General features: G+C 61.1%; 14 protein-coding genes. All 14 read right to left on the bottom strand.

Annotated features, from left to right (window positions below):
- Window positions 1-133: 133 nt before the first annotated feature.
- The 14 genes from ACQ4LH_RS10930 to ACQ4LH_RS10995 all read right to left on the bottom strand — a co-directional run bounded on the left by ACQ4LH_RS10930 (window position 134) and on the right by ACQ4LH_RS10995 (window position 15,041).
- Window positions 134-343, bottom strand: a complete 210-nt coding sequence (locus tag ACQ4LH_RS10930; RefSeq protein ID WP_430697195.1) for a cold-shock protein — start codon at window positions 341-343, stop codon at window positions 134-136.
- A 225-nt stretch (window positions 344-568) separates the two neighbouring features.
- Window positions 569-757 (bottom strand): 4-oxalocrotonate tautomerase, encoded by a 189-nt coding sequence (locus ACQ4LH_RS10935; RefSeq protein ID WP_090251538.1) that lies wholly within the window; start codon window positions 755-757, stop codon window positions 569-571.
- A gap of 146 nt (window positions 758-903) precedes the next feature.
- The gene (locus ACQ4LH_RS10940) at window positions 904-2,739 is read right to left on the bottom strand and encodes a GldG family protein (protein ID WP_430697196.1); all 1,836 of its coding nucleotides are present in this window, start codon (window positions 2,737-2,739) and stop codon (window positions 904-906) included.
- Window positions 2,740-2,747: 8 nt separating this feature from the next.
- Entirely contained in the window at window positions 2,748-3,482 is a 735-nt protein-coding gene (locus ACQ4LH_RS10945; protein ID WP_430697197.1) for an ABC transporter permease subunit, read from the bottom strand.
- On the bottom strand, window positions 3,479-4,402 hold the full coding sequence (locus ACQ4LH_RS10950) for an ABC transporter ATP-binding protein (protein WP_430697198.1): 924 nt from the start codon (window positions 4,400-4,402) through the stop codon (window positions 3,479-3,481). The genes ACQ4LH_RS10945 and ACQ4LH_RS10950 overlap by 4 nt, the downstream gene beginning before the upstream one ends.
- A 182-nt stretch (window positions 4,403-4,584) precedes the next feature.
- Window positions 4,585-5,754, bottom strand: a complete 1,170-nt coding sequence (locus tag ACQ4LH_RS10955; protein ID WP_430697199.1) for an iron-containing alcohol dehydrogenase — start codon at window positions 5,752-5,754, stop codon at window positions 4,585-4,587.
- 8 nt (window positions 5,755-5,762) lie between these two features.
- Window positions 5,763-7,151, bottom strand: coding sequence for an aldehyde dehydrogenase family protein (locus ACQ4LH_RS10960; protein ID WP_430697200.1), 1,389 nt, complete (start codon window positions 7,149-7,151; stop codon window positions 5,763-5,765).
- Between the two features lie 39 nt (window positions 7,152-7,190).
- The gene (locus tag ACQ4LH_RS10965) at window positions 7,191-8,564 is read right to left on the bottom strand and encodes a glutamine synthetase family protein (protein WP_430697201.1); all 1,374 of its coding nucleotides are present in this window, start codon (window positions 8,562-8,564) and stop codon (window positions 7,191-7,193) included.
- Between the two features lie 282 nt (window positions 8,565-8,846).
- Window positions 8,847-9,896 carry a TRAP transporter substrate-binding protein gene (locus tag ACQ4LH_RS10970; RefSeq protein WP_430697202.1) on the bottom strand — a complete coding sequence of 350 codons (1,050 nt, stop codon included), beginning with the start codon at window positions 9,894-9,896 and terminating at the stop codon, window positions 8,847-8,849.
- 210 nt (window positions 9,897-10,106) lie between these two features.
- Complete coding sequence (locus tag ACQ4LH_RS10975) at window positions 10,107-11,432, bottom strand: TRAP transporter large permease (protein ID WP_430697203.1); 1,326 nt, start codon at window positions 11,430-11,432, stop codon at window positions 10,107-10,109.
- Window positions 11,432-11,938, bottom strand: coding sequence for a TRAP transporter small permease subunit (locus ACQ4LH_RS10980; RefSeq protein ID WP_430697204.1), 507 nt, complete (start codon window positions 11,936-11,938; stop codon window positions 11,432-11,434). Before ACQ4LH_RS10980 ends, ACQ4LH_RS10975 begins: the two co-directional genes overlap by 1 nt.
- A 166-nt stretch (window positions 11,939-12,104) precedes the next feature.
- A complete protein-coding gene (locus ACQ4LH_RS10985) occupies window positions 12,105-13,052 on the bottom strand; it encodes an alpha/beta fold hydrolase (protein WP_430697205.1) in 948 nt (315 codons plus the stop codon).
- A 240-nt stretch (window positions 13,053-13,292) separates the two neighbouring features.
- Window positions 13,293-14,402: an NADH:flavin oxidoreductase gene (locus tag ACQ4LH_RS10990; RefSeq protein ID WP_430697206.1), complete on the bottom strand. Its 1,110-nt coding sequence runs from the start codon at window positions 14,400-14,402 to the stop codon at window positions 13,293-13,295.
- A 36-nt stretch (window positions 14,403-14,438) separates the two neighbouring features.
- Window positions 14,439-15,041, bottom strand: coding sequence for a TetR/AcrR family transcriptional regulator (locus ACQ4LH_RS10995; protein ID WP_430697207.1), 603 nt, complete (start codon window positions 15,039-15,041; stop codon window positions 14,439-14,441).
- Window positions 15,042-15,210 lie beyond the last annotated feature (169 nt).

A 15,210-nucleotide genomic window follows, 5' to 3' on the forward strand; every position in this document is an offset into this window, starting at 1 on the left:
GGGTAATCGCGGGGTGGGGTCAAGGGGAAGAGCAGGAGGGTGGCGATTGTCGCAGATTTGACCGGGGGAAAACGACCGAGGGGCACAAAGCAAAAAGCCCATCGACGATGGGCTCTTTGCTCAGAGCAAAGGTTTAAACCGCGGAAACATCATCGGCCTGCAGGCCTTTCTGCCCCTGGGTTACCGTGTACTCGACCTTCTGTCCTTCGAGCAGGGTGCGATGGCCTTCGCCACGGATGGCGCGGAAATGCACGAATACATCCGCGCCGCTCTCGCGCTGAATAAAGCCATAGCCCTTGGAATCATTGAACCACTTGACGGTGCCTGTCTCGCGCTCAGCCATTACCTGTATCTCCAGCGTGCAGTTTTTATTGTTTGGCGCAGCCTGCAGGCGAGTGCCCGGCCATCACCGAAGGCCGAGTATAAAATAGCGCTTATGACTGAAAAGGACTTTTTGCCGGCAGGTTACAGGCCATACAGGACAAGCTATGCAGCGATATTTACGGAGAAGAAAGCAGGCAACAGGATGGGCTTACCGTGCAACGGATAACCCATCCCCGGCTCAGCGCTAGTCGCGCTCAGACCACATCACGCCACCGGTGGCCCAGTCGCCCTTTTTCACTTCCTCGAAGATCACATCAACCGCGCTGGCATCGCAGCCAAGCACTTTGGTCGAGGCATCGGTCAGGGCTTTGGCGTACTCACGTTTGATCTCATCGCTGCGGCCTTCGAATATTTTGACCAGGAGGGTAGGCATCTAGTTAATCCTCAAAACAGTGGAACAGGACTGGTTAGATCGGTCACGGCGATCCGCTTGGCGCATTTGCGCGCGGGCATTATCTGACCGGGACGACAGAAAAACAAAGGGCCGCATCAAGCGGCCCTTTGCAGGTACAGGCGGGATCAGCCGTGCTTGCGGCGACGCCACAGCCACAGCGCCATCACGCCGAGGGTCAGCACCAGCGGTACCAGGGCAATATTGAGGAACTTGAGCTTGCTGCCCAGGGCCTCGATATCGGCATTCAGCTGGTAACGCACATCGCGCAGTTCCTTGCGGATCGCCAGTTTCTGCTGCACAAACTGCTGCACCGCGGCCTGCTGCTCGGGGGTCAGCTCCAGGGCTTTGCTCGGATCGTCGCTCTGCTGCAGGGCCGCGAGTTTCTGCTCGGTGTCGGCCAGCTGGGTTTGCAGAGTCTGTTCCTTCTCGCGGAACTTGACCTCGGCTTCACGCTGAATGGCGTCCACCACCTCGAACGGACGGGTAAAGCGACCGCGCGAACGCACGCTGATCAGCGCTTCGGAGCCGGCCAGGTTGTCCAGGGCGTTGATCGCAAAACCGGCGTTATCCGCCCAGGGCTGCGGAATACGCTGACCGAAGAAGTCCTGCACCTGCACCCACATGCGGTCGGTGAGCATGTCGGTGTCGGCGACGACGATCACGTTGATATTGTCAGCCTGCTTGAGGCCATCCTTCTGCCCTTCGATGCCATCCGGGAAGGCCGACTGCGCCGGGCCGCTGATACGCGCCGCCAGGGTGTAGCGCTCGCCGGTAGGTTCCAGCTCGCGGATCAGCTCTTCCGGGTTGGCCAGCATGCCGAAGCGTTTGGCATCAAACGGCATGGCGTACTGCGAGCTGCGAATAAGCGGAGTGAACTGGGTTTTCGCGCCTTCCAGGGGCTCCAGTATGCCGGCGGTGGCCACCGTGACGGTTTCCAGCGAGGCGGTGCTGATGTCCTCAGCATCCAGGGCACGCTTCGGCAGCGTCAGCCAGGCGGCGTGGCGCACAGGGCGCTGGCCCTCGCCCATGCTCACCGACATGGCATACGAGCCGTCGCCCAGCACCTGATCCGGCACCATGCGCAGGCCCCAGGCCTTGAACAGTTCCGGCAGGTCGGAGGCCTTGTCGACCACCATCTCGCCGGGCATTTCGGCCTGGGTATCGGCCTCGCTGAACGGGTCGACAAAGGTCAGCAACTTGCCGCCGCGCAGGACGAACTGGTCAATCGCGTACAGGGTCTGCTCGGGCAGCTGCTTGGGATGAATCAGCAGCAGTACCGAGACGTTCTCAGGGATCAGGTCAACATCGCGCTTGAGGCTTTCGATCTGGAACAGCTGACGAATTTCCTCGATCAGCATCCAGGCCGGCGTCGGCTGGCGCGCGGCCATGTCGAAACCACCGTTGACCTGCAGACCGGCGAGCACACCGACCACCGGCCGCTCTGGTTTGGCCAGGCTTTGCACCAGACGGCTGAGTTCGTATTCGAGGAACTCTTCCTGATCCAGGGCGAAGAACGGGATCACTTGGGTCAAGCCCTCGGCGTTCTTGCCGGCCAGGCCGAAGTAGATCGAGTCGCCGCCCTGCTGCAGCGGAATGCCCTGCAGACCGAACTCGGCAGCCTTGTCTTCGTCCTCAGAGAACGGTGCCGGGTCGATGATCGTCAGCTTGAGCTTGTCACCGGCCTCGCGCTGATAAGCCTTAAGCATTTCCTCGACGCGCTTGGCGTAGGTGCGCAGCGCCGGCAGGTCCTTGGTCGCGGTGTCGGAGTAGAAGAAGTTCAGCTCCACCGGCTCGTCCAGCTCGGCAAGAATCTGCTCGGTGCCGCTTGAGAGGGTGTAGAGCTTCTGCTCGGTCAGATCCAGCCGTACGCCACTGAGGCTGACGCTGGAGAACAGGTTGAAGGCGAGAAACGCCAGGGCAATGAGTGCAAGCCCGGCGCTGGAAACCATCAGCTTTTTCATGGGCGGCCTCAGTCAGCTTTCTTCAAGTCGATAACCACCGCCGTCGCAGCCAACCAGGCGGCGATCAGGGTGAGGAAATACAGCAGATCGCGCAGGTCGATCACGCCCTTGCTGATCGCATCGAAACGGGTCAGGAAGCTCAGCGAAGCCACGGCATCCACCAGCCATTGCGGCGCCCAGCCACTGAAACCGTCGAGCACCATGGGGAAGCCGCTGACGATAAACAGAAAGCACACGCTGACCGCGAGGATAAAGGCGATCACCTGATTCTTCGCCAGCGCCGACATGCACGAGCCAATCGCCAGATAAGCGCCGGCCAGCAGCCAGCTGCCGATATAACCGGTGATGATCGCGCCGTTGTCCGGCTCACCCAGGTAGTTGACGGTGATGATCATCGGGAAAGTCAGCAGCAGCGCCAGGCCGGCAAAGGCCCAGGCGGCGAGGAACTTGCCAGTGACCGCGTCGAAACGGGTGATTGGCAGGGTCATCAGCAGCTCGATGGTGCCGCTCTTGCGCTCCTCGGCCCACAGGCGCATGGCAATCGCCGGCACCAGAAACAGATACAGCCAGGGATGGAAATTGAAGAACGGCGACAGGTTGGCCTGGCCGCTCTCGAAGAAGCCGCCAAGGTAGAAGGTGAACACCCCGGACAGCACCAGAAAGATCAGGATAAATACGTAAGCCAGCGGCGTGGCGAAGTAGCTCGCCAGCTCGCGCTTGAAGATCACCGACAACTGACTCATACCACCTCCCCACGGGTCAGGCTGCGGAACACTTCGTCCAGCCGACCGCGTTCGACATTCAACTCCTTGACCTTCCAGCCACGCGCGGCGATCAGCGCATTGACCTGCGGGAAGATCACCTCGCCCGGCTTAGCCAGGATGCTCAGGCTGTGTTCCAGGGCGTTTTCTTCCACCCCGGCAACGCCCGGCAAGGCAGCCAACGCGGCCTGATCAAGCGGCTCGGCAGCCACCAGGGTGACGGCCTGGTGATAACGCGAACGGCTTTCCAGCTCCAGCGGCGTGCCATCGGCCAGCAACTTGCCGTGGGCAATCACCACCGCGCGGGTGCACACCGCCGAGACTTCTTCAAGAATGTGGGTGGAAATGATCACGATCTTGTCGTAAGCCAGGCTCTGGATCAGCTTGCGCACCTGGTGCTTCTGGTTCGGATCGAGGCCATCGGTGGGCTCGTCGAGGATCAGCACCTTGGGGTCATGCAGAATCGCCTGGGCCAGGCCGACACGGCGCTTAAATCCCTTCGACAGCGTCTCGATCGACTGTTCCAGCACGCCTTCCAGCTCGACCTGAGCGACCGCCTTGGCCACCCGCTCACGCTTCTCGGCACCCTTGAAGCCGCGCACCTCCGCAATAAATTCGAGGAAGCCACGCACCGTCATATCGCCGTAGCACGGCGCGCCTTCGGGCAAATAACCGATCTGCCGCTGGGCCTTGAGGGTGTCTTTCTGGATATCGAAACCAAGGATGCTGGCGCTGCCGGACGTCGGCGCAAGAAAGCCGGTGAGCATCTTCATGGTGGTGGATTTGCCGGCACCGTTGGGGCCGAGAAAGCCCAGCACTTCACCGGGCTGAACGCTGAAGGACAGGTCGTCCACCGCGGTGTGCTGCGCAAAACGCTTGGTTAGGTTTTTTATTTCGATCATGGCCTCTCACCATTGCGGTAACAGGCCCTGCTTGCAGCCGGTACTGACGCAAGCCGGGCGCTTAAGTGCCGGCGGACTATAAGGAGTCACGCGCAGGCAGCGCAAGCCAAGAACCGTCAGGTCATGTATCTGTTCGCTACAGCGCTGCTCGCCCAAGCGAGCAACGCTGGCAAGGCAAGCGATTAGAGGGTGCCGCGCAAGGCTTTCTCGAACAGCTGGCTATATTGCGCAGCCGTAAAGGCAATTGGATTGGTGCCGGCGGAGGGATCGACCGCAGCCATCTGCCCGACCTGTTCGATACGCCGGTCATCAATGCCGATCTCGCCCAGGCTGTGCGGGATACCGACCTGTTCACGCAGCGCCATCACCCACTCCAGTACGCCGCTGAAACCGGGTTTGGCCAGGTTCAGGTAGCGCGCCATTTTCTCCATCTGCGGCTCGATGCGCTCACGGTTGGCCACCAGCACGTAAGGCATCAGCACTGCATTGAGCAGGCCATGGTGCGCGTCGTACAGCGCGCCGAGCGGATGGGCCAGGGCATGCATGGCGCCGAGGCCGCGCTGGAATGCAGTGGCGCCCATGCTCGAGGCCACCAGCATCTGTAATCGCGCTTCCACATCACTGCCCTGCGCCACCGCACGCGGCAGATACTGCTGCACTAGGTGCATGCCTTCCAGGGCAATGCCCTCGGCCATGGGGTGGAACAGCGGTGAGCAGAACGCCTCCAGGTTATGCGACAGCGCATCCATGCCGGTGGCAGCGGTAATCTTGGCCGGCAGGCCGACAGTCAGCTCAGGGTCGAGGATCACCAGCGCCGGCAACATGCGCGCGTGAAAGATGATGCGTTTGATATGCGCGTCGTCGTCGGTGATCACCGAGGCGCGCCCCACTTCCGAACCGGTGCCAGCGGTGGTTGGTACCGCCACCACCGGGGCCATGCCGGCAACATTGACGCGGTTGCAGTTGTCGCCGATGTCCTCGAAATCCCACAACGGCCGATCCTGGCCGACCATCAGGGCGATGGCCTTTCCGGCATCCAGCGCCGAGCCGCCGCCAAAGGCGATCACTCCGTCATGTGCGCCGGCCTTGAATGCGGCCACCCCATCCATCACGTTCTGCCCGGTGGGGTTGCCCTTGATACCGTGGAACAAGCCAGCCTTGAGGCCATCATCGCGGCAGTGCAGCAGCGCACGGTCGATCATTGGCAAGGCAGCCAGGCCAGGGTCGGTGACCAACAGCGGTGCGCTCATGCCCAGTTGCCGGCAAGCCGCCGGAAGCTCGCTGATACGGCCAACGCCGACGCGCACCGAAGTCGGGTAATTCCAGTTCATGCGGTAGTGATTCAGGTCCATGGCGCGCCTCACAACTGAGTCTTGAAATGGAAGGATTTCGGCCGGGTGACATGCTCGAAGCCGACACTGGACAGGGTGCAACCGCGTCCGGAGTTCTTCACCCCGGTCCAGGCCAGTGCCGGGTCAAGGTAGTCACAGCGGTTGAGAAACACCGTGCCCGCCTCCACCCGATCGGCCAGGGCCATGGCAGCGTCGACATCACGACTGAAGATCGCGGCAGTCAGGCCGAACTCGCTGTCATTCATCAGCGCCAGGGCTTCTTCGTCATCCTTGACCTTCTGGATGCCCACCACCGGGCCGAAGGATTCCTCGGTCATCACCCGCATGCCGTGGTGCACGTTGGTCAGCACCTGCGGCGCCAGGTACTGCGAGCCGGGATGGTCCATGGCAAAGTCGGCCGGCACCAGATGGGCGATGGCGCCCTGCTCGACGGCATCGTGAATCTGCCCACGGACAAAATCCGCAGCCTCGGCACGTACCAGTGGGCCGAGGGTGGTATCCGGGTCATCGGAGCGGCCGAGCTTGTACTGTTTCACCAGTGCCACCGCCTGCTCGACGAAGGCGTCATACAGCGATTCGTGCACATAGATGCGTTCGATGCCGCAACACGATTGCCCGGAGTTGAAGAACGCCCCATCGATTGTGGTTTCCACCGCGTGGGCCAGATCGGCATCAGCCCGTACATAAGCCGGATCCTTACCGCCCAGTTCCAGACCGATGCTGAGAAAGCGCCCCACCGCTACCCGTTCGACCATGGTGCCGCCGGGTACCGAACCGGTGAAGGCCACATGGGCGATGGTCGGGGCCTGAATCAGCGCCTCGGTTTCACCGTGGCTCAGGTGCAAATACTGGAAAACCCCGTCCGGCAAGCCAGCTTCACTGAAAGCTTCGACCATACGCTCGGCGCAAAGCGGAGTTTGCGCTGAATGCTTGAGCAGCACCGCATTGCCGGCCAGTAGCGCAGGCATCACCGCATTCACTGCCGTCAGGTAGGGGTAATTCCACGGTGCGATCACCAGCGCCACGCCCAGCGGTTCACGGCGGATAAAGCGAATAAACCCGGGCTTTTCCGGCACCTGGATATCCGCCAGGGCCTGTTCGGCGATATCCGCCATATAGCTGGCGCGCTCGACAAAGCCGCGCACTTCGCCTGCGGCATAGCGGATCGGCCGGCCCATCATCCAGCACAGCTCTTCAGCCAGCTGAGTTTCCTTGGCGGCGAAGGCGGCAATCGCCTTGCGGCCGATGGCGATGCGCTCGGCCAGCGGGGTGTTCTTCCAGGCCTGCTGCGCCAGTTCGGCCTTGACCAGCGCCACCTGAATTTCCGGGTTGGAGGCCAAATGGCGTTCGACATACACCGAGCCATCGATGGGTGAAATGCATTGCAGTTTGCTCATTGAAGAAACTCCATAAGCCCAATCAGCCGGGGCTGCGCGCTAGATAATTTCGAAGTAGCGATCCAATTCCCAGTCGCTGACATGCCGGCGGTATTCGCGCTCTTCCCACTCGCGGCTGGCGGCGAAGTGCTCGACAAACTCATCGCCAAACAACTCCCGCGCCGCCGTCGAGGCCTTCAGGCGCTGGGCCGCATCCCACAGGGTGCGCGGCAGGGCCAGCTCCTCGGGGTGCTTCATCGCGTAGGCATTGCCCACCACCGGCTCGGTCGGCTCCCACTGCTGCATCACGCCATACAGACCGGAGCCGAGGGCCACCGACAGAGCCAGAAACGGATTGCCATCGGCCGCACCCAGGCGATATTCCTGGCGCTGGGATTTATCACTGCCGGGGATTACCCGCAGCGCGGCGGTGCGGTTTTCCACGCCCCAGGTGGCATCGGTGGGAGCCCAGAAACCGGGGATCAGCCGGCGGTAGCTGTTCAGCGTCGGCGCGACCATGCACAGAAATTCCGGCATCAGGCGCTGCTGACCGGCGAGAAAGTGGCGCTGAATCTTGCTCATATTGTGCGCCTGGCTCGGGTCATAGAACGCCGATTTGCCGCTGGCCAGATCGCGCAGGGACACATGGATATGCCCGCTCTGCCCCGGGTACTTGCCCGACCACTTGGCCATAAAGGTGGCCATCAGGCCGTTGCGCTGGGCCAGTACCTTCATAAAGGTTTTGAACAGCGCGCCCTTGTCGGCTGCGGCTTCGGCGCGGTCATAGGCAATCGCCGCCTCCAGCACGCCAGGGCCGGTTTCGGTGTGCAGGCCTTCGATGGGAAAGTCCATGCGCTCGGCCATTTCCAGGATCTCGTGGTACAGCTCGGCATGCACCGAGTTGCGAATCATCGAGTAGCCAAACCAGTCCGGAGTGAACGGTTTGAGATTGCGAAAACCCTTCTCGCGGGCCGACTCCGGGGTTTCATCGAACATAAAGAATTCATATTCCAGCGCCGCAAAAGCATCAAAGCCCATGGCCTTGCAGCGCTCAATCACCCGGCGCAGGGTGCCGCGTGGGCAGACCTTCTCGGCCGCCTCGGCAAACTCGCAGATAAACAGCAGCATGCCGTTTTCGAAGGGTAGATCTCGGCAGGTGTGTGGCAAAACCCGCACGGGAGCATCCGGGTAGCCGGTGTGCCAGCCGGTGTATTGAGCGTTGTCGTAGAGCTGGTCCTTCACGTCCCAGCCGAGCACCACATCGCAGAAGGCAAAGCCGCTGTCGAGAGCAGAAAAGAACTTGCTGCGGCTGAGGTATTTGCCACGCATCACCCCATCGTTATCGAACACCCCAACCTTGATATGGCTAAGGCCGCGTTCCTCGACAATGCGCTTGGCATCCAGAACGGTTTTCACGTCTCGCGGATTGAGCATAAATGCACCTGTCTCTTGTTGTTATGGCCGACATCCGGTGTCAGTCCTGCAGGCAACAACAGAGTATCAAGCGCATCCCCACAACAACCGCACAACGCGCCCTGACTACCACCCACGCCTGTTAGAACACCCGGCAAAAAGCTTGTTCAGTGTGGTACAGGATTGAGGAGTTGGCTGGCTGATCCGGGAAATATCTGCTGCCTGCCGCAGCCGCTGCGCTGCACACAGCAAAACGCCCGCACCTTGCGGCGCGGGCGTGGTTTTGCAGGCGGATCGACGCGATCAACGATAAGGCGCGCCAGCCTTGGCCATGAGGGCGTTGTACTTCTTGAAGATTTCCACCACACGAGCGCAACGTGGGCTGGTTTTGGCGATTTCGTCCCAGAACTTCAGCGCCTCGGCTTCCACCGTGGCCCACTCCTCGGCCGGGATGGATGTCAGTTGCAGCTTTCCGCCTTCGACCCGTAGTTGCGCTTCACCACCCCAGTACCAGTGCTGGCGGTAGTAGTTGGAGCTGTCCATGCACAGTTTGAACAGGGTTTTCAGGTGCTCGGGCACCTCGGCCCATTTGTCCGAATTGGCGAAGTAGGAACCGCACCAGGCGCCGGAGATGTTGTTGGTAAGGAAGTATTTGGTCACGTTGGCCCAGCCGACGGTGTAGTCCTCGGTGATGCCGGACCAGGCAATGCCATCCAGCTCGCCGGTCTGGATCGCCACCTCGACATCTTCCCAAGGCAGGGTTACCGGGATCACGCCAAAGCGGGTGAGGAACTTGCCGGCCGTAGGGAAGGTGAAAATGCGCTTGCCCTTGAGCTGTTCAAGCTTGGTGATCGGCTCGACCGTGGCGAAGTGGCAAGGGTCCCAGGCGCCGGCACCGAGCCAGGTCACGCCTTTGACTTCGCCATAGGCCTCGGCCCAGATTTCATTGAGGCCGTACTGATTGAACAGCACCGGGATATCCAGGCTGTAGCGGGTGGCGAACGGGAAGTAGCCGCCAAACACCGAGATATCCACGGGTGCGGCGATGGAGTCGTCATCGCTTTGCACCGCATCGATAGTGCCCTTCTGCATGGCGCGAAACAGCTCGCCGGTAGGCACCAGTTGGTCGGCGTAATACAGCTGGATTTCCATCTCGCCATTGGCAGCCTTGTTGAAGGCATCGATGGACGGTTTGATCACATGTTCGCCCAGGGCCGCGCCGGCATAGGTCTGCAGGCGCCAAACGATTTTCTTCGGCTCGGCGGCGTAGATATGCGCCGGGCCTAGTGCCGTTGCCCCTGCTGCCCCGGTGGCCACCGCGGCGGTTTTCAGAAAACTGCGTCTCGTACTCATGCTGTTATCTCCAGACTTGTAGATTCAGATGGCATACAACCGCACTGCCTGGCCCACGGGGCGCTGGCAGGGTTTTCAGAGGGGCGACCTGCACCTGATTGCTAAAAAGCCCTTGAGGATTGCGTACGGCATAAGCGGCACTGCGCCGCGGCAATCCTCACTGGCTTCTACAGATACGACTGCACTGGCCTACTGCTGAAATTCATGTGCTCACCCGCCGTAATGCCACTGCGGCAGCCACAGGGCGATCTGCGGGAAGACCATGACCAGCACCAGCGCCAGGACCATGATCAGCACGAATGGGGTAACCGAAACGTAGATGTCACGCAGCGAGACTTCCGGCGGAGCCATGGCGCGCATCAGGAACAGGTTGTAGCCGAAGGGCGGCGTCATATAGGCGATCTGGCAGGTGATGGTGTAGAGCACGCCATACCAGACCAGGTCGAAGCCCAGCGCACCGACCAGCGGAATATAGAGAGGCGCGACGATCACCAGCATGGCGGTGTCATCGAGGAACATGCCCATGAGGATGAACGACAGCTGCATCAGGATCAGCACCTGCCATGGCCCCAGGCCGAGGCTATCGAGAAAGAACGCTTCAATTGCCTTGACCGCGCCGAGACCGTCGAACACCGCACCGAAACACAGCGCAGCGAGGATGATCCACATAAACATGCAGCTGATGCCGAGCGTCTTGCGCAGGGTTTCTTCCATCACGCTGCGGGTCAAACGACCCTTGACCAATGCCATCAGGGTGGCCGCCGCAGCGCCCACCGCCGAGCTTTCCACCAGGCTGGTGATACCCATCAGAAACAGTCCGGTCATGCAGAAGAAGATAAACAACGGCGCAATGCCAGCCTTGAGTAGCAGCAGCTTCTCGCGTCGGCTGATCTGCCCACGCTCTTCCTCGGACAACGCCGGCCCCAGCTCAGGCTGCAAGCGGCAACGTATGGCGATATAGAAGATAAACAGCCCCGCCATCAGCAGACCGGGAAACACCCCGGCCAGCCACAGCTGGCCGACCGGCTGGCGGGCGATCATGCCGTACAGCACCAGCACCACGCTCGGCGGAATCAGGATACCCAGGGAGCTGCCGGCCTGAATCACCCCGGTGACCATGATCTTGTCGTAGCCACGACGCAGCAGTTCCGGCAAGGCGATGCTGGCGCCGATGGCCATGCCGGCCACGCTCAGGCCATTCATCGCCGAGATCGCCACCATCAGGCCGATGGTGCCGATGGCCAAGCCGCCATGCAGCGGGCCCATCCAGACGTGGAACATTTTGTAGAGGTCTTCGGCCAGCCCCGACTCGGAGAGCATGTAACCCATAAACACGAACAGCGGCAGGGTCAGCAGCGGGTACCACTTCATCAGTTTCATGGCCGCGCTGAAGGCCATTTCCGAACCGCCATCGCCCCACAACATCAGCGCTGCCGCCACCGCGACAAAGCCGATCGCGCCAAATACCCGCTTGCCGGTAAGCAGCAGCAACATCATCGAGGAGAACATCAGCAGGGCTATCAGCTCGTAATCCATTACAGCGGTTCCCCCCGCGCGGCGGCGATGTCCTTGAACAGGGTAGCGATGGCCTGCAGCAGCATCAGGGCGATGCCGATGCACATGATGATCTTGATCGGAGCCATGGGGGGCGACCAGGCCGAGTAGCTGGTTTCGCTGTATTCAAGGGCGTACTGGGTCGAGGAAATACCGCCGTAAAGCAAAAACACCAGGTAGAAAATCAGAAAGCCGATGGTGATCGCATCGATGATCGCGCGGGCCCGTGGCGACCAGCGGCTGTAGAACAGGTCCATGCGCACATGGGCATCAAGCTGCATGGAATAGGCACCGCCAAGCAGGAAGTAGGCGACCATCAAAAACTGCGCCGACTCCAGCGTCCAGGCGGCTGGCATAAAGAAGGTCTTGCTGATTGAGGAGTACAGCAGCACGCCGAGAATGGCGAAGATCAGGTACATGGCGAAGCGCCCGACAACGCGGTTAAGCGCCTCCACTGCGTGCACAAACAGCCTGATGGCCTTGGGCATACTGCACCTGCCGAATAATTGTTATTCCGAGAGCCTAGACCAAGATTGGCCAAAGCCAATCAGCGCAAAGTGCGTTAGCACAAAGCACGCCAGCTCTTTTACGCAGGCAATCTCTCTCGAAATATCAGCAGCTTAGTGCAGGGCAAAAAGCTGCCGTATACCCCGGCTAGCCCTCTAGAAAGCCTATCAGCACCGCCACGGTGCGTGCAGGGCCCTCTTCTTGGGGCACATGGCCCAGGTCGTCAAACAGCACCAGACGGCTGCCCTTGATATCGCGCTTGAAACGCTCGGCATTGACCGGCGGAATCAACTCATCGCGGCCGCCCCAGATAATCAGCGTCGGCACCTTGAGCTCGGCGATGCGGCTGTGGCTCTGCCCCGCGTCGACCTGAATAAAACGCTGGCGCAAGGCTTCGCGATTACCGGCGCGCAGTGTCAGCTCGTAGTAGCGATCAATCAGATCATCGCTGACCTTGCTCGGGTCGCCATAGACGTTACGGATACTCGCCTCGATCATTTGTCGTGGCAGCACGTTGGCCATCAACGGCGCCAACGCGGGGATCTGCGCCAGGCGAAAGCCAATGGGGATAGACGTGGCATTGCGTGGGTAACCGGCAGCGTCCACCAGCACCAATCGTTCGACCCGCTGCGGATGGTCCAGGGCAAATTGCCAGGCCAGTTGCCCGCCAAAACTGTTGCCCGCCACCACCGCGCGCGGCACCTGCAACTGGTCCAGCACATGGCCGAGGAAGGCGCTGTAGTGGGCCATGCGGTAGTCGCCATCGGGGAAAGGCCCGGTCAGGCCGAAACCCGGTAGATCGAGACTGATCACCCGACGCTTAGTCTGCAACGCCGCCACCCAGCCTTCCCAGGTGTGCAGGCTGGCCGAGGTGCCATGCAGCAGCACAATCGGCGCAGGATCATCCCGCGGGCCCTGATCACGCAGGTGTACGAGCATACCGTCGATGGCGAGAAACTGTGACGGTGGCAAGGCCCAACGCGGTTTGAGGTCCGCCAGGGGGCGATCCGGCGCCCAGTTCCAGGCCACCGCTGCGGCCAGGCTGATAAGCAACAGCAGGACAAGGGATACGGCGATCTGCACAACACGCTTCATAGTCGGTACCTAATGGCGGGGCACTGGCAATACTAGTCAACGACGCGCAGCTTGCCTGTGACCGTCGTGCACCACACGGTTGCAGGAGCGGTCCATGGCCGCGATAAGGGCTTAGCGGGCATTGAACTAGGCGTCCCCCCGCTCCTACAAGCAGGCCGATATGCAGACGAAAAAAAGCCCCGATGTGCCGGGGCTTGAGGAGTGTTGCGCCGTTTTGCGGCGCACACGATAAAACGGGTTTTAAACCAGGCTAGTCAGCGCATCACGACTAAACGGCAGAATGTCCTGCTCGCGGCCATCGCGTACTTTTACCGCCCAATCCGGATCGACCAGCAGCGCGCGGCCTACGGCAACCAGGTCGAACTCCTGCTTGTTCAGGCGCTCCAGCAGGTTTTCCAGGCTGGCCGGCTGAGCCACCTTGTCGGTGTTGACCATAAACTGGAGGAACTCGCCATCCAGGCCGACGCTGCCGACGGTGATGGTTGGCTTGCCAGTCAGCTTGCGCGTCCAGCCAGCCAGGTTCAGCTCGGAGCCGTCGAACTCCGGCTCCCAGAAGCGGCGGGTCGAGCAGTGGAAGATGTCCACGCCAGCATCGCTCAGCGGCTTGAGGAAGGCTTCCAGGGCTTCCGGGGTTTCCACCAGACGGGCGCTGTAGTCCTGCTGCTTCCACTGCGAGAAGCGGAAGATGATCGGGAACTCCGGGCCGACTGCGGCGCGCACGGCCTGGATCAGTTCGATGGCAAAGCGCGAACGCTGCGCCAGGTCACCGCCGTATTCGTCGGTGCGCTGGTTGCTGCCGGCCCAGAAGAACTGGTCGACCAGATAGCCGTGGGCACCGTGAATTTCCACGCCGTCCATGCCGATGGCTTTGGCATCTTTGGCGGCTTGGGCGAAGGCAGCGATCACTTCCTTGATGTCGTCCTGGGTCATGCCGTGCACAACCACGTTGCCTTCTTTGATTTTCTCGCTCGGGCCGTAGCCTGGGACGCTGGCGTCCGGCTCGGTGCCCAGCTTGCGCACATTGCCTACGTGCCACAGTTGCGGAACGATCTTGCCGCCTTCGGCATGCACTGCATCGACCACTTTTTTCCAGCCGGCCAGAGCGTCTTCACCGTAGAAACGCGGCACGTTCGGGTAACCGTTGGATGCCTTGTGGCCAACGGTGGTGCCTTCGGTGACGATCAGGCCAACGCCAGCAGCAGCGCGGCGACGGTAGTACTCGATGACCTTGCTATTCGGTACGCCGCCCGGGGAGAAGGAACGGGTCATCGGCGCCATGACCACACGGGTCGGCAGCTCCAGGTTGCCCAGGGTAAAGGGTTGGAACAGCGCTTTAACGGGATCGGTCATCATCATTCCTCGGGGCGGCCAGAGCGCCGCAACTGGTTAAAGGGGGGAGGCCTGCAACAACAGCTGCAGGCGTTGGATAAAGTCCGTCAGGGCGCGGGTGTTGTTTGCCACCTTGAGCCGGGTCAGCGCACCTTGCCAGGCATTGGCGATAAAGCTCGCCAGGTTGCGGCAATCTTCATCGGCCGGCAGTTCACCGGCCGCCTGCGCCTGTTCGAGGCACACCTGCAGGGTGTCCGCCGAGGCTTGCAGAATCGCATCGACCTGCGCGCCCAGCGTCGGTGACAGCTCGGCCATCTCGAAGCTCAGGCTGCCAATAAAGCAGTGGTATTCCAGACGCTCCTGGCGAGCGAAGTGCTCAACCAGCTCAGCGTAATAACCAAGGATGCGCTCACGCGGGCTTAGCGCCGAATTGCTGAGGGCTTCGGCATAACGCGCCAGACGTGGCTGATAGACCTGCTGCAAGGCCTGCAGGGCAAAGTCTTCCTTGCTGGCGAAGTAGTGGTAGAAGGAGCCTTTCGGCACCCCCGCCGCCTGCACGATTTCCTGCACGCCGGCACCGTGATAACCACGACGGGTCATCACCTCGGCGCCTTTGGCGAGGATCAGGTCACGCTTGTCGAGTCGGATGCTGGAATTCATGCCGGCAAGAATATGACCGGTCGTCTCGCCCCGCCTAGCACTATTGATTTGCGTGATTATCAGTAAGAAGCAGAGCGGGTTTTAGAAACGACAAAGCCGCGAACAGGTCGCGGCTTTGTGGGAGAGGAAGATGCAGAACCTGCTCAACGTCTCGCGAGCTAGAGCCATG

Source organism: Pseudomonas peli, assembly GCF_050563605.1.
GTDB classification, from domain to species: Bacteria; Pseudomonadota; Gammaproteobacteria; order Pseudomonadales; family Pseudomonadaceae; genus Aquipseudomonas; species Aquipseudomonas peli_A.